Source organism: Haloarcula pellucida, from assembly GCF_014647235.1.
In the GTDB taxonomy this organism is placed as follows: Archaea; Halobacteriota; Halobacteria; order Halobacteriales; family Haloarculaceae; genus Haloarcula; species Haloarcula pellucida.
Window position 1 is genome coordinate 149,500 of the sequence record NZ_BMOU01000001.1, and the last position, 24,253, is coordinate 173,752.

General features: G+C 67.8%; 20 protein-coding genes. 7 read left to right on the forward strand and 13 right to left on the reverse strand.

What is annotated here, in order from left to right; translation table 11 throughout:
* Positions 1 to 39 precede the first annotated feature (39 nt).
* The 10 genes from IEY28_RS00840 to IEY28_RS00885 are packed head-to-tail and all read right to left on the reverse strand — an operon-like array spanning position 40 to position 10,685.
* Positions 40 to 930: an SDR family oxidoreductase gene (locus IEY28_RS00840; protein ID WP_188993660.1), complete on the reverse strand. Its 891-nt coding sequence runs from the start codon at positions 928 to 930 to the stop codon at positions 40 to 42.
* Positions 927 to 1,355, reverse strand: coding sequence for a DUF5791 family protein (locus IEY28_RS00845; protein ID WP_188993662.1), 429 nt, complete (start codon positions 1,353 to 1,355; stop codon positions 927 to 929). The genes IEY28_RS00840 and IEY28_RS00845 overlap by 4 nt, the downstream gene beginning before the upstream one ends.
* A gap of 34 nt (positions 1,356 to 1,389) precedes the next feature.
* Positions 1,390 to 4,407: a DUF7286 family protein gene (locus tag IEY28_RS00850; protein ID WP_229783059.1), complete on the reverse strand. Its 3,018-nt coding sequence runs from the start codon at positions 4,405 to 4,407 to the stop codon at positions 1,390 to 1,392.
* Positions 4,404 to 5,279, reverse strand: a complete 876-nt coding sequence (locus tag IEY28_RS00855; RefSeq protein WP_338071838.1) for a DUF7284 family protein — start codon at positions 5,277 to 5,279, stop codon at positions 4,404 to 4,406. The genes IEY28_RS00850 and IEY28_RS00855 overlap by 4 nt, the downstream gene beginning before the upstream one ends.
* On the reverse strand, positions 5,276 to 5,662 hold the full coding sequence (locus IEY28_RS00860; RefSeq protein ID WP_188993668.1) for a DUF7285 family protein: 387 nt from the start codon (positions 5,660 to 5,662) through the stop codon (positions 5,276 to 5,278). Before IEY28_RS00860 ends, IEY28_RS00855 begins: the two co-directional genes overlap by 4 nt.
* The gene (locus IEY28_RS00865) at positions 5,643 to 6,104 is read right to left on the reverse strand and encodes a DUF7283 family protein (protein ID WP_188993670.1); all 462 of its coding nucleotides are present in this window, start codon (positions 6,102 to 6,104) and stop codon (positions 5,643 to 5,645) included. Before IEY28_RS00865 ends, IEY28_RS00860 begins: the two co-directional genes overlap by 20 nt.
* 38 nt (positions 6,105 to 6,142) lie before the next feature.
* Positions 6,143 to 7,840 (reverse strand): type II secretion system protein, encoded by a 1,698-nt coding sequence (locus IEY28_RS00870; RefSeq protein ID WP_188993672.1) that lies wholly within the window; start codon positions 7,838 to 7,840, stop codon positions 6,143 to 6,145.
* On the reverse strand, positions 7,837 to 9,690 hold the full coding sequence (locus tag IEY28_RS00875) for an ATPase, T2SS/T4P/T4SS family (protein WP_188993674.1): 1,854 nt from the start codon (positions 9,688 to 9,690) through the stop codon (positions 7,837 to 7,839). The genes IEY28_RS00870 and IEY28_RS00875 overlap by 4 nt, the downstream gene beginning before the upstream one ends.
* Positions 9,691 to 10,167, reverse strand: coding sequence for a DUF7311 family protein (locus IEY28_RS00880; RefSeq protein WP_188993676.1), 477 nt, complete (start codon positions 10,165 to 10,167; stop codon positions 9,691 to 9,693).
* Entirely contained in the window at positions 10,164 to 10,685 is a 522-nt protein-coding gene (locus IEY28_RS00885) for a DUF7310 family coiled-coil domain-containing protein (protein WP_188993677.1), read from the reverse strand. The genes IEY28_RS00880 and IEY28_RS00885 overlap by 4 nt, the downstream gene beginning before the upstream one ends.
* A 90-nt stretch (positions 10,686 to 10,775) precedes the next feature.
* Between IEY28_RS00885 and IEY28_RS00890 the strand changes: the two genes are divergently transcribed.
* The 3 genes from IEY28_RS00890 to rad50 all read left to right on the forward strand — a co-directional run bounded on the left by IEY28_RS00890 (position 10,776) and on the right by rad50 (position 15,181).
* Positions 10,776 to 11,126 (forward strand): DUF7966 family protein, encoded by a 351-nt coding sequence (locus tag IEY28_RS00890; protein WP_188993679.1) that lies wholly within the window; start codon positions 10,776 to 10,778, stop codon positions 11,124 to 11,126.
* A 91-nt stretch (positions 11,127 to 11,217) separates the two neighbouring features.
* Positions 11,218 to 12,489 (forward strand): DNA double-strand break repair protein Mre11, encoded by a 1,272-nt coding sequence (mre11, locus tag IEY28_RS00895; protein WP_188993681.1) that lies wholly within the window; start codon positions 11,218 to 11,220, stop codon positions 12,487 to 12,489.
* Positions 12,490 to 12,502: 13 nt separating this feature from the next.
* On the forward strand, positions 12,503 to 15,181 hold the full coding sequence (rad50, locus tag IEY28_RS00900) for a DNA double-strand break repair ATPase Rad50 (RefSeq protein ID WP_188993683.1): 2,679 nt from the start codon (positions 12,503 to 12,505) through the stop codon (positions 15,179 to 15,181).
* On the opposite strand, the gene IEY28_RS00905 is transcribed toward rad50, so the two are convergent.
* From IEY28_RS00905 to IEY28_RS00915, 3 genes are read right to left on the reverse strand one after another with little or no spacing between them, the layout of a single operon-like run.
* Positions 15,178 to 15,603, reverse strand: coding sequence for a DUF7346 family protein (locus IEY28_RS00905; RefSeq protein WP_188993685.1), 426 nt, complete (start codon positions 15,601 to 15,603; stop codon positions 15,178 to 15,180). The genes rad50 and IEY28_RS00905 overlap by 4 nt on opposite strands.
* A gap of 24 nt (positions 15,604 to 15,627) precedes the next feature.
* A complete protein-coding gene (locus IEY28_RS00910) occupies positions 15,628 to 16,047 on the reverse strand; it encodes a DUF7322 domain-containing protein (RefSeq protein ID WP_188993687.1) in 420 nt (139 codons plus the stop codon).
* A gap of 40 nt (positions 16,048 to 16,087) precedes the next feature.
* Complete coding sequence (locus tag IEY28_RS00915; RefSeq protein ID WP_166968677.1) at positions 16,088 to 16,279, reverse strand: DUF7331 family protein; 192 nt, start codon at positions 16,277 to 16,279, stop codon at positions 16,088 to 16,090.
* 107 nt (positions 16,280 to 16,386) lie between these two features.
* On the opposite strand from IEY28_RS00915, the gene IEY28_RS00920 reads away from it, so the two are divergent.
* From IEY28_RS00920 to sufD, 4 genes are all read left to right on the forward strand, one after another.
* A complete protein-coding gene (locus IEY28_RS00920; RefSeq protein ID WP_188993689.1) occupies positions 16,387 to 20,424 on the forward strand; it encodes a DNA polymerase domain-containing protein in 4,038 nt (1,345 codons plus the stop codon).
* Positions 20,425 to 20,547: 123 nt separating this feature from the next.
* Positions 20,548 to 21,477, forward strand: coding sequence for an ABC transporter ATP-binding protein (locus IEY28_RS00925; protein ID WP_188993691.1), 930 nt, complete (start codon positions 20,548 to 20,550; stop codon positions 21,475 to 21,477).
* Positions 21,478 to 21,513: 36 nt separating this feature from the next.
* Positions 21,514 to 22,944 carry a Fe-S cluster assembly protein SufB gene (gene sufB, locus IEY28_RS00930; RefSeq protein ID WP_188993694.1) on the forward strand — a complete coding sequence of 477 codons (1,431 nt, stop codon included), beginning with the start codon at positions 21,514 to 21,516 and terminating at the stop codon, positions 22,942 to 22,944.
* A 2-nt stretch (positions 22,945 to 22,946) separates the two neighbouring features.
* The gene (gene sufD / locus IEY28_RS00935; RefSeq protein ID WP_188993696.1) at positions 22,947 to 24,158 is read left to right on the forward strand and encodes a Fe-S cluster assembly protein SufD; all 1,212 of its coding nucleotides are present in this window, start codon (positions 22,947 to 22,949) and stop codon (positions 24,156 to 24,158) included.
* Positions 24,159 to 24,253: the final 95 nt, after the last annotated feature.

Consider the following 24,253-nt stretch of genomic DNA (forward strand, 5'->3'; position numbering starts at 1 on the left):
TAGATGCTGCCGGATACGATAAGAAGGTTCCCCCCGCGATTAAGGTGCCGTAAACTCCCGTATAGCGTCCCGATACCCCTCCCGAAACGTCGGATACACGAACTCGTACCCCAGCGACCGAAGCAGGTCGTTCGAACACCGCTTGCTCGTCTGGATGCGTCGCGTCGCCGTCGACGAGAGGTCGGAGTCCGCCAATCGCTCGGCCTTGGTCTGTTTTGGCGGGAACGGGACGTCGCACTGTTCGGCCAGCCAATCAGCGAACGCCCACTTCTCGACTGGTTCGTCGTCGACGACGAGGACGACGTCCTCGCGGTGGTCCTCCTCAAGCAGGAACCGAACGGCCCCCGCCGCGTCGTCGCGGTGGACCATGTTGAGGTAGCCCGCCGTTACCGGGCCCTCTAGATACCGTTCGAGCCGATAACGGTCCGGGCCATAGAGGCCGGCAAAGCGAGCGACGGTGCCGTGGCCGCCGTACTCGACCGGCCGCTCGCGGGCGATGTGCTCGGCTTCGGCCAGCACTCTCGTCTTCTCCGTCTGCGGGTCCAACGTCGTCGTCTCGTCCACCCAGCCGCCGTCGTGGTCGCCGTAGACGCCGGTGCTCGACGTGTAAACCAACCGCTCCGGCGCGTCGCCGCGGTCCCAGAAGTGGTCGATGGCCGTCCGAAGACCGTCGACGTACACCTCGCGGGCCGCCTCGGCTCCGCGGCCGCCGGAACTGGCCGCGAACACGACCCAGTCGACGTCCGGGACGGCCGAGAGCGCGTCGGCGTCGGTAACGTCGGCCTGTACGGCCTCGAATCCCGCGTCTTCGATGGCCGCCACGCCCGGATCGGAGCGACGGACGCCCACGACGTCGTGGTCGGCCCGTAGCTGTCGCCCGAGTTCGAGGCCGACGTAGCCACACCCGAGTATCGCGACGCGTGCGGTCATCGCTGCTGACTCTCGATGTAGCTGTGGAGGACGGCGTACTCGGCCATCGTCATCGGATAGCGCCCCTCTATTTTCTGCTGTATCTCCTTTGGCTCCATCTCGTCGCCGATGCCCGAAGCCAGCGCCTCGACGTCCATCACGGCCGTCGTCATCCCCATCAGGAGGATGTCCTGTGCCTCCGCCTGAATCGCGTCGGCGTCGGGCCGATCCGGGTCCGTCGCGAGGACGGCCGCCGCGTCCGAGAGCGTGAGGTCGGCCGCCTCGCCGGCCGCCACCGCTTCGACCGTCTCTCGGTCGAGGCCGGTCGCCTCGACGACGGCGTCGACGCCGACTGTCTCGACCGTCTCGGCCAGGACCGACTCGTAGGCGGCCAACAGCGACTCGGGTGACTGCGTTCCTGCGTCGGGGAACTCCGCTCTGAGCATGGACACCGGTACGCACGGGGGGTATTAGTCGCTGTCACTCTCCGGACGCCCCGGCGGTGGGCCACCCCGCCGATTCCTCGACGGCGACGCCGTCCTTGTCCCCGACACCGCGCGGCCGTGGCGGGACGACGATTACGACGCCCGTATGCGCTCGAAAGGAGAGCCGCGTACTCTGCCCGAGCAGTTCCGCGTCCCCGTCTTCGTCCACGTCGAGATAGACCCGCTCGCCGTCGCGAGCGTACGTCGTCGTTGCCCCCGGTGTCGTCGGCGGGCCGTGGCTCGCGGTCACCGCAAAGCGGGCGTACTCGCCCTCGACGGTCACCCACCAGATGTTCGTCGTCGCGACCCACTGCCACGGCGGCACAAGCGGGAGACCCGCCGGCAGCGTCTTCGTCCCGAGACGGCGTTTTGCCAGCTGCTCTGCCCGGCGCCGCCCGGCGCTTTCGATTCGCTGGCGCAACTGGTCGCGCGCCACGGTTCGAACCGTCGAGGCCGTCTGGTTGACGACGGGCGTCTTCGGTCGGGCTATCGGTCGAGCGAGGGCGTCGTCGGTGGTGCTCCGCAGTCGCATCCAGAGCCAGTCGCGTTCGACTGCCGAGAGGCCCCGTCGGTCGGCGGCGACTGTGGCGATGCGCCTCGCTGCCGACCCGTCTGCCAGTGCCTGCCCACGCGCGGCGGGCGTGTCCCAGCGCCGAAGCGCAGCCTCGACGATCGTCCGACTCGCCGCGCTGTCGGCGTCGGTCTCCTCGCTGACTGTCCCCGCGAGTTCGGCGGCGACGTGACTGTTTGCCTGTTCGACACGATACCGTAATCGGCGCCGGTGGCTGTCGAGCGTCGCGTTCGACGTTCTGTTGGCCGTCGCGTTCGCCGCGGCCAGCGTCGTCGCCGCCGTCGCGAGACGCGTTCTGTCCCCCGACGCCATTGCACTGTCGGTCACCACGGCGGCCGCGTCGCCGTAGGGGGCGGTGAACACGTTGACGTTCCGGGCGACGAGCGGGTGTTCGCTGCCCTCGATTGCGGGGTGGGACTCCTCCGACACCGAGGCCAGCGTGAGATACTGTGGCCGCGCGTCGACCCGCGTCCGAAGCGGACCGGCCGGGCCGGTCGGCACCGGGCGCGAGCGCGGTATCTGTGTGTCGCGGGCGGTCAGGCTCTTCCGGAGGTCGACGAGCGATCCCCCGGTCCGGTTCCGTAACTGTCTGTCGACGCCTTCCCGGGCCGAACCGCGCCGCTGTGCCCGGACAGCGAGTCGGTCGTCCACCGCGTCGAGGTAGGCGATACGGGCCGCGACGCGGGCCTTCTGTGCGGCGCTGTCGTAGGTGTCGGGCGCGTCGACGAGGGCCGCCCGCCGGTCGGCGAGTTTCCGTCGGAGTTCGCGAGCCGGGTTCGTCTCGAACGTGCCGACGGCCCCGCGCTCGACGGTCACGTTCGTCGCCCGGACGCGCTCTCGCAACCGTCTGAGGTCGCGGTACACCCACGGTCTGAGCGAGTCCGGTCGCTTCCCCGTTACACTCACAGTCGGCGTCCGAAGACGACCCTCCGCGGCGCGTTCCGCGACCGCATCCCGACCGCCAGCACGGCCGACCAGTCCCCGCTCGGCCCGCGGTTCGACGTCGGCCAGATTCGGCCCACCCACCGGGCTTCCCTCGCGGTCGTGGGCCGTCCGGATTCGCTCGTCCGGCGCGCCGGAGTCGCTCTCGTGACGCCCGACGAGTGTGACGGTCACCCGACGGCGCTCGGTCCGACTCGACGCCGTCGACCGCCGCTCGCTTCCGTTCTCCCAGAGGGCCACCCGCGTGTACTCCACCTCCACGGTCCGGCCGAAGCTATCGAGTTCGTGCCACCCGTCCGGCACGCTCGGCCGCGGGTCGACCGCGCCGACCGCGTCGGTGCTGTCGGTCGTCTGTTCGCGGACGAGCGTCCAGTTCTCACCCGGCGAGGGTGGTCGCGGCGGTCGACCGCCGCTCACCCGCCGACTGTCCGTGACCAGTCGCACGTCGACGGTGTACGCTGTGGCCGTCGTCCGCCCGAGCGCTTCGGGTGCTGCGACCGAGTGGAAGGCGTCGTCGGCCGTCTCGTTGACCCCGATACGCATCGTCTCGTTCGCACGCGGATGGTCGCCGGAGGCCCCGCCCGTACTGATGTCCTCGCTCGCGGGGCGATACGCCGTCCGCTTGAGGACTTCCTGTGCGAGGGCGGTGTTGTTGCTGCCCGTGATGACGTCCTCGACGCCGACCATCGCCGTCGCCTCCGTGAGCGACCGTCGGCCGTCCGGGTCGCTGCGCCCGAACGTCGACCGCTGAACGCCCAGTAGCGCGCCGTTGGTCGCGAGACTGACGTGTCTGTTCGCGAGAACGTTCTCTATCGGCACGCCGCCGTACTGGGCGTAGCCACGTGCCCACACGATGGGGTAGAGTCTGGCCGTCAACCGCTGGCTCAGCCCCGGCTTGTCCAACCCGTTGTTCACGCGCCGCTCGTAGGTCTGGACCTGCTCGTGGAGTGTGAGGACTGGCGTCGCGACGACGACGGTCGGCGAGACGGTACGACGGGTGACCACTCGGTCGCCGCGCCGAACCGTCAGCGTCACGTTCTCGACGGTCGCTCTGAGCGCGGTGCCGTTCGGGCCGGCCCGTGCGATGGAGACGCGTTCTATCGCCTCCCGGTACTCCGCGGTCGTCTCGACTGCCGGCACGCTCGCCGTCGCCTCGACGCCTTCGCTCGTCGCCCCGACGCGGCGGAGACGGTCACGGACCTGCAGATAGATCCGCAGGCGGAGGGCGTCCCGGAACGGCCGAGAGTCGTTCAGGGCTCGCCCGACGGAGGTGTTCGCCGGTTCGAGCACCGGATCCGTCGACGCCCGCTGTCCGGCCCTCGACACGGCGTCGCGCATCGCCGTCTGTGTCTCCGCCGTCGCGCGGTCGAGCGTGCGCTCGACGGCCGTATCGCGCGGTGCGGGCGCCGGCCGAAGCGTCGGTGCGAGCGTCAGGCTACTCACCAGCAACAGGACGCCCAGCAGCGCGAACGGCACCCGGCCGCGCGTGTCGTCAATCACGCCGACCACGTCCTGACTGTGACGCGGACGCGCTCGGTGTGTACTGCCCGGGCCGCGGCGGCCGGCGTGTCGAAGCGCTGTCGCATATCGGCCGCCAAATCGCCGGCGAGATGCACCGTCAGTCGAGCGTTCAGGTCCGCCGCCGACTCCGAGTCGAGTGGCAAGCCGTCCGCGTCGGTGAGGCGTGCCATCTGCCGGTATCGCGCCGCCATCAGCCGGTCGCCGGGATAATCCCCGCGGAGGGCCAAGCGGGCTTGTGACGGGGGAAAAAGCCCCTCGACGACAGTCGACGCGACCACGACCGCGACGCCGAGGTAACCGGCCTCGTGCGCCCCCCGTCGCGCTCGGCTGGTCGCGTTCGCCATCGGACTCGCGACGCTGACCGTCGCCGTCCGCACGTCGGCCGAGGGAGGCGGCTGTTCACCGACTCGGGTCGTCGCACGGACCGGCGCGCCGGGGTACGGTTCCCAGCGAACGCGAACCGAGGTCTGCCGACCCGATTCTGACAGTCGCTCCCGCGTCGTGTTCGCGACCGCTCGTTCGAACCCCCTGCCCGCCGTCGACAGTCGCTCGCCGTGTACGGTGACGCCGCTCATCGCCGATTCTGCGAGCAGTTCGGCGATAGTCCCGTGGGCCGTCCGCCGGTGGCGGGCGGTGGCGTTGGCCGTCCACTCGGGCGGCCGACCCGGCGAATCGAGCGCGTACTCGACACTCGCGGTACTCGTCGCGAGCAGTTCGGCCGAGTCGGCGGCTGGGTTCGCCGCCTCCGGCGGGTCCACGGTGACGGCGCCGACGACGGCCGTCGCGGCGGCGCCGACCAGCAACAGGAACACCGTCACGTCGACGACGGTACTGGTGGCACGACCCGTCACCACACGCTCACCCGTAGTGTCCCACGCCGGACCGCTGCCGGGGCGACTCGGACGCTGACCGTCCGTCGGGCCCGTGCCGTGTCCACCGGTGGCGACGGTCCCACGCTCCAGCGCTGTCCGGCACGGACCGTCACGTTTCCCTCGTAGCCAGTCGGAATCACAGCGAGAGCGTCGGCCACCCGGTCGGGCGCGACAACACCGGCGGTACTCAGTCGCTGCTCCACGGAATCGGCGGTCGGCGCCGCGACGTTCCGGTCGCCGGTCGCGGACACCAGCGCGCCGTCGAGGACGCCGGCGTACAGCGCCAGTCCGGTCGAGACGGCGAAGACGGCCACGAGGGCCGCGAGCGGTTCCGTCGCGCCCCTATCCGACGAGCGTGACATCGACTCCTCCCCAGGCGACGTGCCTGACGGTCAGTCTCTCGGGTGCCGGACGCCACCCGGTGTCGGCGGTGCGTGCTCGCTCGGCCGCCCGTCGGAGACCGGTGGGCGACCCGAAGTACCGACTCGGCCGTCCGCCCTCGAGTACGGCGGCGAGGCGCCCGTCGAGCGCGGGGACGAACGGTTCGAGGACCGTCGCGTGAGCGACGCCTCCATCGGAGCGCAGACCGATTTCTCGATCCGACAGGGACCACTCCACAGCGTCCAGTTCGCGGGTGGCGACCGACCCCGCTGGACTGGTCGCGACCTCGTCGACCGTCGCGGCGGTGGCCGTCGCGTCCGGCGGTGCCGACGCGGGCAGCGAGACGACGACGCCGAAGACGGCGACGCTCACGGTACCGAGCGCCACCCAGACGTACAGCGTGTCGACGTGCGTATCGAACATGGATGGCCTGCCCCCGCCTTCCGATTTAAACGCTGGCGTCAGACCAGCAGTCCCGTCGCCACGACGGCCGCGAGGTACGTCGCCGTCGCCGAACAGAGCGCCAGTCCCACCCGGTACCCGACGCGCGCTCGGTCCAGCCCGCGGTGCAGGCCCGTCGAGAGCGCGGTCAACACCGCTGCGAGGACGAGACAGTACCAACCGACCACCGGGCCGAGCGTGGCCGCCGAGACGGCTTCGATGGGGCCGCCGCTCTGCATCGTCCCCGCGAGCGCCACGGTGGCGCCGCCGACGAGCGGTCCGAACAGCGCGGCGGTGTTCGAGAGCGTCCCGGTGACCTGTGCGAGGTCACGGCGCGTCTCCCGTTCGACCGCCGAGAGGTCCGCCAGATGCTCCCCCATCGTCGTGATGGTCTCGCCGGCCGGCGGGCCGATATCGGCGGCAGCGTCCAGTAGCACCGCCGCGCGCCGGAGACGCGGACTCGGGACTGTTCTGAGCGCGCCGTACTCGCCACAGAACGCCGCTTCGATGCCGACGCCGAGCGTCCGCTGGCGGTGGAGCGTCGCGCCGAGACGGTTACAGAACGGCGCCGGCGTCACGTCGACCGCCTCCTCTAGTGCCGCCTCGACCGACTTCCCGCGGTCGACGCGCCGCCCGATAGCCGTCAGCGCGTCTGGCAGCCCGTCCTCGATGTCGGTGACGTGGTCCCGGACCTCGCGAACCGGGCGATAGTGGACCACCAGCGCTGCGCCGGTCCCGGCCCCGAGCGCCGCGATTGGCGGCCCCCATCCGGGTACGACGAGGGCCCCGACAAGCCAGCCGGTGACGGCGGCCACCATGCCAGCGGTGAGGGCCGGGACCGGCGTCGACGGCACGTCGGGGTGACTCCGCGGTACCACTGCCGGCGGGAACGCGATCGGTCGCTGCGCGAGGAGCCACGCACTCGCGACGACGAGGGCCGCCGGGAGGACCATCCCGTAGGCGACGACGAGTAGCGGCGCGGTCACCGGGACGCCCGCGGCGGCCGCTGCTGGCAGGAGAGACACCATCGCAAGCGGGAGCAAGACGCCAAAGGCGTACAGTCCGGTCGCGGGAGCGCGCAGGTCGGCGGCGAACGTCGCCATCTCGTCGCGGGTCCCGTCGAGAATCCGCCGCCGTGCGGTCGCGAGTACGGCCGCCCGCTCGCCGGGCGGTGCGACGGCCGCTCGCTGGACGTGGTGTATCGCCGCTTCCAGTGCGGGAAATTCGTCGCTCCACCGCTCGGCGAACCGCCGGAGGCCGTCTCGTGGTGTGCCGCTCGCCTGTCGCCTGTGTGCGTCGAGTCGGTCGGCCAGGAGGCCGTCGGCGGCCGCCGCCGCGAACGCCGTCGCTCGTTCGGAACTCGGCCACAGTGTCATCCCCAGACTCAGCGTCACGACGAGCGACGGGGCGGCCCCCAGTGCGCGTATCCGCCGGGCCTGTGCGGCCAGCGGGATACCGTAGCGACCGGCCAGCCCCGTCCCGACTGCGACGAGGAGGCACGCGGTGCCACCGACGACGGCGGGCGTCCCGGACTCGACCGTGAGGAGCGTGAGACCGAGGAGCCAACAGGCGACGGCGACGGCGTAGCTCGCGGCGAGTAGCCGCTCCGGGCGATACCCGACACCCAGTACGTGGGTCGCCCTCCGGTAGCGCTCCGGGACGCTGATGGCGTCGGTCAGCCGTTCGGCGAGTTCGCCCGAGTCCAGTCGCTCGGTCATCGCTCGGTCGTCCCGGGTTCCGTCCTCGGCGACTGACTGGCCTGCTCTGTGAAGCTAGCGCTTCGCGTCTCGACCGTGTCGAGCACGCTCGCGTAGGACTCGCCGGCGTGCGACAGGGATTCGAGCAGGTGACTGTTCCCCCGACCGAGCCGACCGGTGGCTGTCGCACGCTCGCCGTCGCGTTCGAACAGCGACGCGAACCCCACGCCCTCGCCGTGGTCTCGCACCTCCTCGACGGCGGCTACGCCACGGCCGGCCTCGGCCGTCGGTGGGGCGAGCGTCACGAGGAGGTCCGTCGCCGCGAACGCGCTCTCCGGGACGCCGAGGTCCGAGACGAGCCGTTCGCGCACGCTCTCCCCGCCCGAGCCGTGTATCGTGCCCAGCACTGCGCTGTCGCCGTCGCCGACCCGCATCGCCTCGTAGAGAACGCTGGCCTCCTCGCCGCGGACCTCGCCGACGACGAGGGCGCCTTCTCCGAGTCGAAGCGCGGTCCGTAATGCCTCTCTCGCGTCGACCGACGGCCCGTCGCCGCTCGCGGTTCGCAACGGCTGGACGTCCCGGCCGTCGGACTGCAGGTCCGTGACGGGGAGTTCCGGCGTGTCCTCGATGACGACGGTTCGGACCGACCGCGGGAGTTCCCAGAGAAGCGAGCCCAGTGTGGTGGTCTTCCCGGCGCCGCGGGGGCCGGCGACGAGACAGGCGGCACCGCGCTCTACCGCGACCGAGAGCAACCCGGCGACTCGCGGTGAGACGGTCCCGTTTGCGACGAGGTCGGCCAGCCGCCAGCGTGTCTCGTCGTGGGCCCGAAAGGCAAAGGCGAGGCCGTCGCTCATCGGTTCCATGACGCCAGCGACCCGGACCTGTCGGTCCGCGACAGTAGTCGTCGCGTCGAGCGTCGGACTCGCCCGCGAGAAGGCCCGTCCGCTCGCACGGCGGAACGTAGACGCGAGCGTTCGTGCGCCCTCAGCGGTTAGTCGAACGTTCGTCCGCATCGTCTCGCCGTCGACGCGGACGCGCAGCCGCGTCTCGCCGACCGGTGCCGTCGCGAACACGTCGGAGACACGGGGGTCGGCAAACAGGTCTTCGAGGACGCCCAGCCCCCGCGTGTGTTTCCGGAGGACGGCCCCGAGTGCGGCCGCTGTGGTGCCGTCGTCGGTAACCGCCGATGCGGCCTGATACGGTGTCGGCTGGTCGTCGAGCGGTGCGGTCGCCAGTCGCTCGACGGCCGACGCGAGGGTGGCCGTCGTCGCCGCGTCGAACTCGTGTTCTCGGGGGCGCACGTGGTAGCAGTCGAGCGAGGACGCCGGCGTGTCGTACCGCCGGACGACCGCGTCGGTCTCGACGGTCCGACGGTCCCGAAGCGTCGCGTCGTCTGGCGGACTCGTGGCGATACGGGCGTCGCTGACTGCCGGACCGACGTACGGTTCGAGCGCGGCGTCGGCGTTCGCTCGCTCGGCGGCCAGCGCGAACCCAGTCGCCGCGGCGACGTCGGCGACCTGCCCCGCACGGCCGGTGGCCTCCGTCGCGGCCGCCAGTGGCTCACGACGCGCGCGGTCGGCCAGTCGCTGGTCGAGCGGTGCGACCCGCGTGGCGAAACGCCCCGCCGCGACGAGCAGCGCGGCCGCGCCGTCGAGGTAGGCTCGCTCTCGCCCGTCGCTTCGCGTGACGACGGCGTCGACGTCTGTCCCTCCCAGCGCGTCGATTACCGTCGCTCGACAGTCCGGCGAGCCGCCCAGTCGCCCGCGCTCGGGACACTCGTCGGCTGCGACCCTGAGCGTCTCGCCGTCGAACGACGGGTGACATCGACAGGCCTCGTCGTCTGTGGCGTCGTCCGTGAACCATCGACGCATCTATCCGTCCCTCCCCGACCTGTCGGCGGTGCCAGCCAGCCGCCGAACCGTCACGACCGTCTGACCGTCTCGAACCCGTAACCCGAACGCGAGACGGTGAACCCCGGATTCGCGGAGCTTGAGTGAGCCGCCGGCGGGGCGTATCGGCACGCCGACGAGGCGTTCGCTGTGGCCGCTCGCGTCGCCGACCCGCCAGCTGGCGACCCCTACGCCCTCGCGACTGTGGAACCGGAGCGAACTGACGCCGGCACTCGTCTGGGTTCGTTCCGGAAGCCGAATCGCTGTGACTCGGCGCGCACCTCGGCCAAGCGTGGCGTCGTCGGTGGCGACCATCGTCTCCAGTCGCTCCGAGAGGGCCGACAGTTGCCGCTCGACGGTGGCGTCGGCGGCGTCGGCCTGTGCCGTCGAGAGTGCGGGCGCCGTCACCGCGAGCAACGCCGCGGTGAGCGCCGCACCGAGGACCACCCGGAGTATCACAGGAGGGCCCGTATCCGTTCGAGGACGCCGCTGTCCGGCGTCGCCGACTGGTCGGTCTCGTCCCCGTTTGCGACGGGAGTCGTCGGGCCCTCGGTCGCCGGATGGGGCCGCTCGCTGTCTCCCTCGTTCGGTGTCGCCTCGGGCGCCTGCCGCCGCCCGCGAGAGAGAGCATCCGTCGCCGTTCGCTGTTGCTCTGTGGCCGGCGACGACGGCTGGCGGTCGTCCAGCGCGTCGTCGAGACGGCGTTCGAGGCGGTCCGTCGCGGCCAGTGCGGTGTCGGCACGCTGTTCGACGTCCTCGTTGACCGACCGGACGTTGCCGACGTATCCCCGGAGTGCCTGCGTGGCCGCTTCGAGGTCCGCAGTGCGTTCGTCCAGTCGGTCGACTCGGTCCTCGACCGCCGTCAGTCGGGCGTCTAGTTCCGCGCGGTCCTCGACCGCCGGCAACCCGTGATCGCCGTCGGTGACTGCACGCTCGACGGCCCGAACCCGCTCTTCGAGTGTCTCCACGTCGGTCATGGCCGGCCGTGGTCTCGGCACCGTACTTGAACTCTCGTGTGGAGCCTCGCGGGACGAACCTTTTTGACCGAAGGCGAAGCCAGACGCCCTGTGACCGAGAGCGATCAGGTGAAGGCGGCGCTCGCAGCGCTCGCCGACGGTGAGGCTCGCGATGCATCTCGCATGACCGACGGGTCTGCGGACCCGGAACTGCCGACAGAGACGTCCCCAGAGCGGTGGGGCCGAGCGGACTATCGGACGGTCATCGAGCGAGCAAGTCGGGCCACCGACGACGTCGACGCGGCGGCCTCGTTCGTCGAGACGGTCGGCGTCGACACGCTCGAACGCGCCGTCGAACGGGCCGAACACGAGGTGAGTGGGCTCGCCGAGGAGGGGCGTACGGCGCTCGCGGCCTTCGAGCGGTTCCGGGCGGCCGCAGACGGTGACAGTCGCGGTGAGTGACACTCCCGACCGCTCCTCACTCACGCGTCGGTGACCACTTTCACCGCGGTCGCGACACCTCTTTAGGAGGCGCTGGCATACGACCTGACAGATGACACGGGTGATACACACCGGCGACACACACATCGGGTACCAGCAGTACCACGTGCCCGAGCGCCGGCAGGACTTCCTCGACGCCTTCCGCCGCGTCGTCCACGACGCCATCGAGGACGACGTGGCGGCCGTCGTCCACGCGGGGGACCTGTTCCACGACCGGCGGCCGACGCTTTCGGACATCATGGGGACGCTCGACGTACTAGAGGACCTCGCCGAGGCCGACATCCCGTTCCTCGCCGTCGTGGGCAACCACGAGGCGAAGCGAGACGCGCAGTGGCTCGACCTCTATGCGTCGCTGGGGCTTGCGACGCGGCTGGACGGCGAGCCGACCGCCGTCGGCGATACGGCCTTCTACGGCCTCGACTTCGTGCCGCGCTCGAAGCGTGACGCGCTGGAATACGACTTCGAACCCCACGACGCCGACCACGCGGCGCTCGTGACCCACGGCCTGTTCCAGCCGTTCGACTACGGCGACTGGGACGCCGCCGAAGTACTCGCCGAATCTTCGGTCGACTTCGACGCCCTGCTACTGGGGGACAACCACAAGCCCGGCAAACGGGAGGTCGAGGGCGCGTGGGTCACCTACTGCGGGTCGACCGAGCGTGCGAGCGCCAGCGAACGCGAGGACCGCGGGTACAACATCGTCACCTTCGACGGCGAGACGCGCATCACCCGGCGCGGCCTCGACACCCGCGAGTTCGTCTTCGTCGACGTGGAACTGGGGCCCGAGGAGGGCGTCGAACGGGTCCGGAGTCGCGTCGGCCAACACGACCTCGACGACGCCGTCGTCATCGTCAGTATCGACGGCGACGGCGACCCCATCGCCCCGGCAAGCGTCGAGGAGTTCGCACTGGACGAGGGCGCACTCGTCGCGCGGGTCACCGATCACCGGGAACTCGCGGCCGACGAACGCGAGACGAGTGTGAGTTTCGCCGACCCCGACGAGGCAGTCACCGAACGCGTCCGGGAACTAGGTCTGAGCGGCGCCGCTCGCGACATCGACGAGACGGTCCGGGCCTCGAAAGTGGCCGACGCCAACGTCGCCGACGCCGTCGAGAGCCGCGTTCGCGAACTGGTAGCGGAGGACCCGGACTCGCTGACGGGCAGTCCCGACGAGGCAGTCGGCGCCGACGACGCGCCCGAAGCGGCGGCGGCCGAACCCGACGGTGGCGAGACGGACGCCGCGGACTCGACGCCCGAATCCGGCAGCGAGGACGCACCGCCGGACGACGATGGTGGCCAATCCAACGTGGAGGAGTTCCTGTGAGGGGGGACTACTGATGCGGTTCCAGCGCGTCCGTCTGGAGAACTTCAAGTGCTACGACGACGCCGCCCTCACGCTGGACCCCGGCGTCACCGTCATCCACGGCCTCAACGGGAGCGGGAAGTCCTCGCTGTTGGAGGCGTGTTTCTTCGCGCTCTATGGCTCGAAGGCCATCGACGAGAACTTAGAGGAGGTGGTCACCATCGGGGCCGACGACTGCACCGTCGAACTGTGGTTCTCCCACGCCGGCGGCGACTACCACCTCACCCGCCGCGTGCGGAACACGGGCGAGCGAGCGACGACGGCGAAGTGCGTGCTGGAGACGCCCGACGACACGTTCGAGGGCGCGCGGGCCGTCCGCCGCCGCGTCACCGAACTCCTGCGGATGGACAGCGAGGCGTTCGTCAACTGCGCCTACGTCCGGCAGGGCGAGGTGAACAAACTCATCAACGCCTCGCCCGGCGACCGGCAGGACATGCTGGACGACCTCCTGCAACTGGGCAAACTGGAGGAGTACCGCGAGCGGGCAAGCGACGCCCGCGTCGGCGTCAAGCGGGTGCGTGACGACAAACAGAGCCGACTCTCGCAACTCGACGAGCAAATCGAGTCCAAGGAGGACCGAAACCTCCACGAGCGGTTGAACGCGCTCGAATCTGACCTCTCGGAGACCCAAGACGAAATCGAGCGCATCGAGGACCAGCGAGAGACGGCCGCGGGGACGCTGGAGCAGGCCCAGTCAGTCCTCGACGAGTACGAGGACCGCCGCGAGACGCTTTCGGAACTGACCGCCGACATCGGGGACTTGGAGGCCGAGATCACCGAGACCGAGACCGAACGCGAGCGCCTCAAACAGCGCATCGCGGACCTGAAGGAGGAACGCGAGTCGCTCGAATCGGACCTCTCGGAGACGCTCGCGTCGACGGAGGTCGACGAAGCCGACCCCGACGCCGTCGAGTCGCGTCTCGGCGAGTTAGAAGACCGGGCGGACGACCTCCGCTCGCGCATCGAGGAACAGCGAGTCGAGGCCCAGAAGCACAGCGGCGAGGCCGACTCGCTCGAATCGCAGGCCGACGACCTCCAGTCCCGCGCCGACGAGAAGCGCGAGGCGGCCGACGACCTCGAAGCCGACCTCGCGAGTGCCCGCGAGACAGTCGCCGACCGGCGCGAGCAACTCGACGATATCGACGACGACATCGCGACGTTGGAGGCGCGGTTCGACGACGCCGACGTGGGCCGTGACGAGGCGGAGAGCCACCGAGACGTCGTCGCCGAGGAACTCGACGAGGCCCGCCAGCGCGTGACGGAACTGGAGACGAAGCTCCAGAGCGAACGCGAGGCGCTGGCCGAGGCCGAGGAACTGCTCGACGCTGGCAAGTGTCCCGAGTGCGGGCAGGACGTCGAAGACTCGCCACACGTCGAGTCCATCGAGGACGACCGAGAGCGCGTGGCAGAACTGGAGTCGACGCTGGCGGACGCCCGCGAGACGGTCGAGACGCTCGAAGCCGACCGCGAACGCGCCGAGTCGCTGGCCGAGGCCGCCGACCGACTGTCGACGCTCGAAGCCAACCGCTCGAACGTGGTGCAACTCATCGAGGAGAAGGAATCGGGTCTCGAAGCCGACGAAGAGCGCGTCGAGGAACTCCGCGAGGCCGCCGCGGAACTCGAAGCCGAGGCCGACGCGAAGCGCGAGGCCGCCGAAGAAGCCGAACGGCAGGCCGCCGAGTGCCGGTCGGTCATCGGCGAGTGCAATCAGGAACACCAGACCGTCAAACAGGCCATCCAGCGACTGGAGCGCGTGTCGGACCTGCTGGACGACGTCGAGGAGTGCGAGACCGAAATCGAACAGCTACGGCAGCAGCGGTCCCAGCAGGCAGAGGTGAACGACCAGCGCCGGGACCGCCTCGCCGAGAAGCGCGAGCGCAAGCAGGAACTGGCGGAGAAGGTCAACGAGTCGCGCGTCGCGGAGGCCCGGAACGAGAAACAGCGCGCCGAGAACTACATCGAGAAGGCCGACGCGAAACTCGACGAGTTGCGCGAGCAGCGAGACGAGTACCAGAGCGCTATCGGTGCCGTCGAGAACGAACTCGACGAACTCGCCTCGCTCCGGGAGCGGCGCGAGGAACTGGCCGACGACCTCTCGAAACTGGCGGGCCTCTACGACGAGGCAGAACAGCTACAGGGGATGTACGGCACGCTCCGGGCCGAACTGCGTCAGCGCAACGTCGAGACGCTCGAACGGATGCTCAACCAGACGTTCTCGCTGATCTACCAGAACGACTCGTACTCCCACATCGAACTCGACGGTGAGTACCAGTTGACGGTGTTCCAGAAGGACGGCGAACCGCTGGAACCCGAGCAGTTGTCGGGCGGTGAGCGCGCGCTGTTCAACCTCAGCCTGCGCTGTGCCATCTACCGACTGCTCGCGGAGGGCATCGAGGGGTCGGCCCCGATGCCCCCGCTCATCCTCGACGAACCCACGGTCTTCCTCGATGCGGGTCACGTCACCCAACTGCTGGACCTCGTCGAGTACATGCGGGACGAAGTCGGCGTCGAGCAGATTCTGGTCGTCAGCCACGACGAGGAACTCGTCGGGGCGGCCGACGACCTCGTGCGGGTCGAGAAGGACGCCACCTCGAACCGCTCGCACGTCGACCGGGTCGAGCGTATCGAGGAGTCGGTCGCGGAACTGGCCTAGCGGTCGGTGAGCGCTTCGACGGCCGCGCTGGCCGTCTCGGTCACGTCGTAGCCTCGCTGGCCCATCATCTCGGTCTCTTCGAGCAGTCCCGCGGCGCGAAACTCCCCGAGCAGGCCGTGCAGGTCGCTCTCACAGAGGTCGTAGCTGTCCAGCAGGTGATGGACCGAGAGGGGGCCGCGGGCGTCGAGTTCCACGAGGAGGCCCAGCGACTGGTCGTCGTGAGCGGCCGAGACGACCGTCCGAACGGCTTCCGGCACCGCGTCTGCGGCGGTCACGAGCGGTGACTCCCCCTCGACGGGTTCGAGGTCCTCGTTGGGGACGTGTCGCTCGGCACCGGTCTCCGGGTCGCGGACGAGGCTCGCGTCGCTGGACTCTTTCAGCAGGATGTAGTGGGTCCCCGACGCGTCGCGAACGGTGCGCATATCGGCGGTAGCCGGCGCGCGTGGTTAGCCGTTGTGGTCGGCGTCGTCCGGGTCGTCGGCCGGTCGGTCTTCGCTCCGAACCTCGTCTTCTCCCGCCTCGTCGTCTGCCGTCCGCTCTCGCTCGAACTTGACGTAGCGTGCGGTCCCGTAGGCAAAGGCGAGGAGGCCGACGAGGAACACCCGAATGCCGAGGTCCACGCGGCCCTCGAAGTAGACGAGCATCGGGCCGACCGAGAGCCCCAGTAACGCGACGTTGAACACGAGGACGAGTTTCCAGAACAGGCCGGCTACCTCGCTGTTTGCGCTCCCGTCGGGAGGACTGGGCGCTTTCGGGACGTCCGGGCCCAGACTCTCTGGGTCGAACTCGTCCGGTTCGAAGGGACTCTTCTCTGAGAGGACGCCGGGGTTACTGTCGGGGTCCGTCTCGTCGGGACCGTCTAGCACGACCCTAGTTGGGACCGCGACCACTAAAAGGACTTCTCAGTCAGGCCGCGTCCTGCAGTTCGAGCGTCGTGTCCGTCTGAATCCACGCCAGCGGCTGCTGGGCGTCGTAAAACACTGTCCCCTCGTCGGTCTCGTAGGTCTCGGTGGTCTGCACTGCGTCGGGGAGTGCGGGTTCCGACCGAATATCGTCCGCCCTGTCCGACTGACCGTCGGGAGATGCGTGGTGCGACATGGGGACGTCGTGCGATGGTATGTCATTGCCTACCATATATCTTCTGTCCGTGTCAAACACCGCCGACCACCGACGTTTTTATGGGGCGTCTCGAAGGGTCGGCAAGCATGAGTGACGAAGGCCAGCGCACCTTCGGGGATTTCGAGGTAGACGGGGGCGGTGACGCTCGGCCGGCCGAGGAGGCAGCGGCCGTCGCCGGCAACGGGGGGAGCGGGACGACTGTCGTCGACATCGACGAACGCCAGTTCCCCGACGTTTCCGAGACTGTCGAGTTCGTGGTCACACAGGTCGACTACACGGTGGAGGGACAGGGCGACGACGAGTACCCCGTCGTCCACGTCTTCGGCCGAACCGACGACGAGGACCCGGTCCACGCACGCGTCTACGAGTTCGAACCGTACTTCTACGTGCCGGCGGACAGCGTCACCGAGGACCGACTGCGACAGTACGACCGTATCGTCGACTGGCGCTACGAGGACGAGAACGGGGACCCCTTCGAGTCGATTCGGGGTGAACGACTCCTGAAGATTATCGGGCAGACGCCCCGGGACGTCGGGCAAATGCGGGACGACTTCGACCACTACGAGGCGGACATCCTCTTCCCGAACCGCCTGCTCATCGACAAGGACATCACCAGCGGGGTCCGGGTGCCGGCCCGCGAACTCGACGACGGGAGCTACAAGGTCCACCACGAGGAGGTCCGGCCGGTCGAAGCCAGCGCCGAACCGCGTGTGAACACCTTCGACATCGAGGTCGACGACCGCCACGGGTTCCCCGAGGACGGCGAGCAGACCATCGTCTGTCTCACCTCCCACGACTCCTACGACGACGAGTACGTCGTCTGGCTGTACGAATCCCCGGACGGCATCGAGGGGCCCGAAGCCCTCGCGGAGTACGACCCCATCCGCGAGGACGCCGACTTCGAGGCCGACGTGCGCGTCTTCGAGGAGGAGGAAGCGATGCTCGACGCCTTCATCTCCTACATCGAAGACACCGACCCGGACGTGTTGACGGGGTGGAACTTCGACGACTTCGACGCCCCCTATCTGCTGGACCGCATCGAAGAACTCCAGCGCTACGACCACGACTACGACCTGAACGTCGACCGCCTCTCGCGGGTCGACGAGGTGTGGCGCAGCGACTGGCAGGGGCCGGACATCAAGGGCCGAGTCGTCTTCGACCTCCTGTACGCCTACAAGCGCACGCAGTTCACGGAACTCGAATCCTACCGTCTGGACGCCGTCGGCGAACAGGAACTCGGCGTCGGGAAAGAGCGGTACACCGGCGACATCGGCGACCTCTGGGAGGACGACCCCGAGCGCTTGCTGGAGTACAACCTCCGGGACGTGGAACTCTGCGTCGAACTCGACAGGGAACAGGACATCATCGACTTCTGGGACGAGGTCCGCACATTCGTCGGGTGTAAACTCGAAGACGCGACGACGCCCGGCGACGCCGTCGACATGTACGTCCTGCACAAACTGTACGGCGAGTTCGCGCTCCCCTCGAAGGGCCAACAGGAGAGCGAGGACTACGAGGGCGGCGCCGTCTTCGACCCCATCACCGGGGTTCGAGAGAACGTCACGGTGCTGGACCTGAAGTCGCTGTACCCGATGTGCATGGTGACGACCAACGCGAGTCCCGAGACGAAGGTCGACCCCGAGACCTACGACGGCGACACCTACCGCGCGCCCAACGGGACCCACTTCCGGAAGGAACCCGACGGCGTCATCCGGGAGATGGTCGACGAACTGCTGACCGAACGCGAGGAGAAGAAGGGCCTGCGAAACAACCACGACCCGGACGACCCCGAGTACGAACGCTACGACCGTCAGCAGGCCGCGGTGAAGGTCATCATGAACTGCTTCACGCCGGACACCGACGTGCTGACCCCCGACGGGATCAGAAACATCCGGGACCTCGAAGTCGGCGACCACGTGTACTCGCTGGATCCCGAGACGCTGGAGATGGAGGTCAAACCGGTCGTCGAAACGCAGGCCTACCCGGAGTACCGCGGCGAACTCGTCGACATCGAGACGAGCAAAATCGACTTCCGCGTGACGCCGAACCACCGGATGCTCGTCCGGAAAAACGAGACGAACGGCATCACCGAAGACGGCTATTCGTTCGTCGAAGCGGGCGACCTCGACGACGCCACGAACTACGAACTCCCACACGACTGGGACGGCCCGGACGGCGAACGGCTAGACGAGGTGGACCTCGTCGACATGCTCGACGGTTCGTTCGAGGTGTGGTGTGACAACGACGACCACGGACACACTCTCGCCGCGGAGGTGGGGTACCGTCCGGATAAGATGCAAAAGCAGGGCGAAGACGGGACCGGCTACGTGTTCGACGCCGAATCGTTCCGGGAGCACCGTGCGTATCTCGACGGGAACTGTTCGGGGTTCTACGTCCACGCCGAGCGCGGTCGCAAGTGGGTGCCGCGGTTTTACGACGGCGACGACTTCCTCGAACTGTTGGCGTGGTACATCACCGAAGGGAGCGTCTACACGTCCGAGGACAAGCAGTTCGGTGACCAGTTCCGGGGCAGTTCGACGGCGGTGAACATCGCACAGGACGCGGTCCCGGACGGCGGGTCCGGTGACGACCGCGCGCGGATCGGCACCCTCCTCGACAGCATGGGGTTCGACGCGTACGTCGACGAGAAAGGGTACCAGTTCACCTCGAAACTGCTGGGTGACCTCCTCGAACGGCTCTGTGGCGGCAACAGCTTCGAGAAGCGGATTCCCGAGTTCGTGTTCGACACGACGCAGGCACAGAAACGGGCCTTCCTCGATACGCTTATCGCCGGCGACGGGGACTGGCAGACCAACAGTTGGCGCTACAGCACCGCGAGTGAGCGGCTCCGGGACGACGTCTTGCGGCTCTGTGCCCATCTCGGACTCACCGCCAGCTACACCGAAGACAGCGGCACGTACCGCATCTACGTCACCGAAGACGGCAAGAACACCCTCCGCATGCACCGCTCGGGCGGTACCAGCACCGCGACCGACGGCGTCTACTGTGTCACCGTCGCGGACAACCACACGCTCATGGCCGGGCGCAACGGCACGTTCCAGTTCGTCGGCCAGTCCCTGTACGGGGTTCTCGGGTGGGACCGCTTCCGTCTCTACGACAAGGAGATGGGCGCCGCCGTCACGGCAACGGGCCGGGAGGTCATCGACTACACCGACGAAGTCGTCGCCGAGGAGGGGTACGAGGTCGTCTACGGCGATACGGACTCGGTGATGCTACAGGTCGGCGACGTCGGCCCGGAGGACGTCGACGGCGCCGTCGAAGTCACCGACGAGATGCGGGCGAAACACCCCGAGATGGACGACGACGAACTCACGACGATCGCGGCGACCATCCAGAAGGGGTTCGAACTCGAAGAGACCATCAACGCCTCCTACGACGACTTCGCGCTCGAACGGCTGAACGCGCAATTCCACCGCTTCGAGATCGAGTTCGAGAAACTGTACCGGCGGTTCTTCCAGGCGGGCAAGAAGAAACGCTACGCCGGCCACATCGTCTGGAAGGAGGGCAAGCACGTCGACGACATCGACATCACCGGCTTCGAGTACCAGCGCTCGGACATCGCGCCCATCACTAAACGCGTCCAGAAGGACGTCATCGACCGCATCGTCCACGGCGAGGACGCCGAGAACATCAAAGACTACGTCGGCGAGGTCATCGAGGACTACCAGGCCGGCAACGTCGACTACGACGACGTGGGCATCCCCGGCGGCATCGGGAAGAAACTGGACAATTACGACACCGACACCGCACAGGTACGGGGCGCGAAGTACGCGAACCTCCTCCTCGGCACGAACTTCAAGAGCGGGTCGAAACCCAAACGTCTCTATCTCGACCGAGTCCACGCGGACTTCTTCGAACGCGTCGAGGACGAACTCGGTCTGGACCCCAAGCGGGACCCCCTGTACGGGGAGTTCCGACGGAACCCAGACGTCATCTGCTTCGAGTACGCCGATCAGATCCCCCCCGAGTTCGAGATAGACTGGGACAAGATGCTCGACAAGACGCTGAAGGGCCCTATCGCCAGAATCTTGGAGGCGCTGGACATCTCGTGGAACGAGGTCAAATCCGGGCAGGAACAGACCGGACTCGGTCAGTACATGTAGTCGCCGGCCCGCGCCTTTTCGAGTCTAAGAAATATTGTTTCTATATACGAAAGTCGAGTACGCTGCAATGCGAAAGCTTGATGGGTGAAACGTACCTCTTTTCGGTTGACCTAAGAGACCACTATGGCAGTACTCGAAATCAACAATCTCCACGCCGAAGTCGCAGAAGAGGACGGTGAGACGATTCTTCGCGGTGTCGACCTCGAAGTCAACGCCGGTGAGATCCACGCGCTGATGGGTCCCAACGGGTCTGGCAAGTCCACGACAGCGAAGATCATCGCCGGGCACCCGGCCTACGAAGTCACCGACGGCGAGGTCCTCATCCACCTCGAGGACGACGAGTTCGGGGCGGACTTCGAGATTCCGGAGGACATGCGCACCTGGAACCTCCTGGACCTCGAACCGAACGAGCGCGCCGCGCTCGGCATCTTCCTCGGCTTCCAGTACCCCGCCGAAATCGAAGGGGTCACTATGGTGAACTTCCTTCGCACGGCGCTCAACGCCAAACTCGAAGAGCGCGAGGAACTCTTCGAAGAGGACGAAGAAGAGGCCGAGGCCGACGGCGAGGACACCAACGAGGACGCCGCCGGCTACGATACCTCCCCGATGGAGGGCAACGTCGAGGAAGGCGAGGTCGGCGTCGCCGAGTTCCAGCAGATCCTCCAGGAGAAGATGGAGCAACTGGACATGGACGAGAAGTTCGCCTCCCGCTATCTCAACGCCGGGTTCTCCGGCGGTGAGAAGAAGCAAAACGAGGTCCTGCAGGCCGCCATCCTCGAACCCTCCATCGCCGTGCTGGACGAGATCGACTCGGGGCTCGACATCGACCGACTACAGGACGTCTCCAACGGCATCAACGCGCTGCGCGACGAGCAGGGTGCCGGTATCCTCCAGATCACCCACTACCAGCGCATCCTCGACTACGTCGAACCCGACCACGTCCACGTGATGCTCGACGGCCAGATCGCCCAGAGCGGCGGCCCGGAACTGGCCGAGAAGCTAGAGGACGAGGGGTACGACTGGGTCCGCGAGGAAGCCTACGAGGCCGCGTAACACCCTTCCCTTCAGAGTCACAACACCTACACAACAATGAGCTCAGATCAAGACCACCTCAAAGAGACCGACACCGAGGCTCGCTTCGAATTCAAGAAGGAGGAGAACTCCGCCTTCGAGACCGAGAAGGGCCTCACCGAGGAGACCGTCCGGGTCATCTCGGAAGACAAGGACGAACCCGAGTGGATGCTTCAGCGCCGTCTGCGCGCACTGGAGCAGTTCCAGCAGATGCCGATGCCCGAGGGCTGGCCGGGCGCGCCCGACCTCTCGGAAGTCGACATCGAGGACATCGTCCCGTACATCCGCCCCGACATCGAGACGCGCGGCGGCGCCGAGTCCTGGGAAGACCTCCCCGAGGAGATCCAGGACACGTTCGACAAACTGGGCATCCCGGAAGCCGAGAAGAACGCCCTCTCGGGCGTCGGCGCCCAGTACGAGTCCGAGATCGTCTACCAGAACATGCAGGAGCGCTGGGAGGAGAAAGGCGTCATCTTCTGTGACATGGACAAGGCTGTCCAGGAGCACGAAGACCTCGTCAAAGAGCACTTCATGACGAAGTGTGTCCCCCCGAGCGACAACAAGTTCGCCGCACTCCACGGTGCCGTCTGGTCCGGCGGGTCGTTCGTCTACATCCCCGAGGACACCACCGTCGAGATGCCGGTACAGGCGTACTTCCGCATGAACTCGGAAGGGATGGGCCAGTTCGAGCACACGCTCATCATCGCCGAGGAGAACTCCGAGGTCCACTACATCGAGGGCTGTTCCGCCCCGAAGTACTCGGCCTTTAACCTCCACTCCGGCGGCGTCGAAGTGTTCGTCGGCGAGAACGCCCACGTCCAGTACTCCACGGTGCAGAACTGGTCGAAGAACACGTACAACCTAAACACCAAGCGCGCTATCTGTGAGGCCGAGGGCACGATGGAGTGGGTCTCCGGCAGCATGGGCTCGAAAGCCACGATGCTGTACCCCTCGACCGTCCTCAAGGGCCCCGGCGCGACGGACAACCACATCACCATCGCCATGGCCGGCGAGGGCCAAGACATCGACACCGGTGCGAAGGTCTACCACAACGCGCCCGATACGAAGTCCACCATCGAGTCTAAGTCCATCGCGAAAGACGGCGGCCGCACGAACTACCGCGGCCTCGTCCACATCGCCGACGGCGCCGAGAACTCCTCGACGTCCGTCGAGTGTGACGCGCTGATGTTCGACAACGACTCCACGTCGGACACGATGCCGTACATGGAGATTCAGGAGTCGAAAGTCGACGTCGCCCACGAGGCGACCGTCGGTAAGATCGGCGACGAGGACGTCTTCTACCTCCAGTCGCGCGGACTGGACGACGACGACGCAAAGCAGATGATCGTCGCCGGGTTCATCGAACCCATCACGGAAGAGCTGCCCATCGAGTACGCGGTCGAACTCAACCGCCTCATCGAACTCGAGATGGAGGGCTCGCTCGGATAACCATGAGCACGCAGGTACACGCCACACTCTCCGAAGACCAGGTCGAACAGATCTCCGAGGACTTAGACGAACCCGAGTGGCTCCTCGAAACCCGGAAAGAGGCGCTCGCGGCGCTTTCCGACCTCGAGATGCCCGATGTCATCCAGACGCCGGGTCGCAAGTGGACCAACCTCGACGCGCTCGACTACGAGACGCTGGTCGACCCCCTCGACTACGCACAGGACAAGGACCGAATCGACGCCGAGGGCGTCGACGTCCTCTCCTGGAGCGACGCGCTCGCCGAACACGGCGACCTCATAGAGGAGCACTTCGGCTCGGTCGTCGACCCCCAGCGGGACTACCTGACGGCGCTGTCGACGGCGCTGTTCTCGGCCGGAACGGTCGTCTACGTCCCCGAGGGCGTCGACGCCGAGGACGTGAAGATTCGGACGACGATGAACAGCCAGTCGCTGTTCAACTACACGCTCGTCGTCGCCGAGGAGTCCGCCTCGGTCACCATCCTCGAACGCCAGACGACCGGCGACGACGTCGAGGGGTCGCGGTACTACTCCGGCGTCGTCGAGGCCGTCGCGGGCGAGAACGCCTACGTCCAGTACGGCACGCTCCAGAACCTCTCGGAAGAGAGCTACAACTACCAGGTCAAGCGCGGCCACGCCGACACCTACGGCACCATCGACTGGATAGAGGGCAACATCGGCTCGCGGCTGACCAAGAGCAACGTCGAGACGCGCCTGCTCGGTGACTCCTCCGAGTCACAGATCGTCGGCGCGTTCTTCGGCCACGACGACCAGCACTTCGACATCGCGGCCCGCGTCTGGCACGAGGCCGAACACACGGTCGCCGACCTCGTCACCCGCGGCGTCTTAGACGACGAGGCTCGCTCGGTGTACGAGGGTGTCCAGGACGTCGGCAAAGAGGCGTGGGACACCAGTTCCTACCAGCGCGAGAACACGCTGATGCTCAGCGACGAGTCCGAAGCCGACGCGTCGCCGAAGCTCATCATCAACAACCACGACACCGAGGCCTCCCACTCCGCGACGGTCGGGCAGGTCGACGCGGAGGACATGTTCTACATGACCTCCCGCGGTGTCAACCCCGAACGAGCGAAGAACATGCTCGTCGAGGGCTTCTTCGTCCCCGTCCTCGAAGAGGTCGCGGTCGACGAACTCCGCGACGACCTCGAGACCCTGATCTACGAGCGGCTTCGGGAGTAGCGAGGTCGCGCAGCGACCTCGGTTTCACGACCGACGGCTCGAAAGACCCCGTTCTTTCGGCGGCGACGCGACTCACAGGAGCGGGGGCTCGCGGG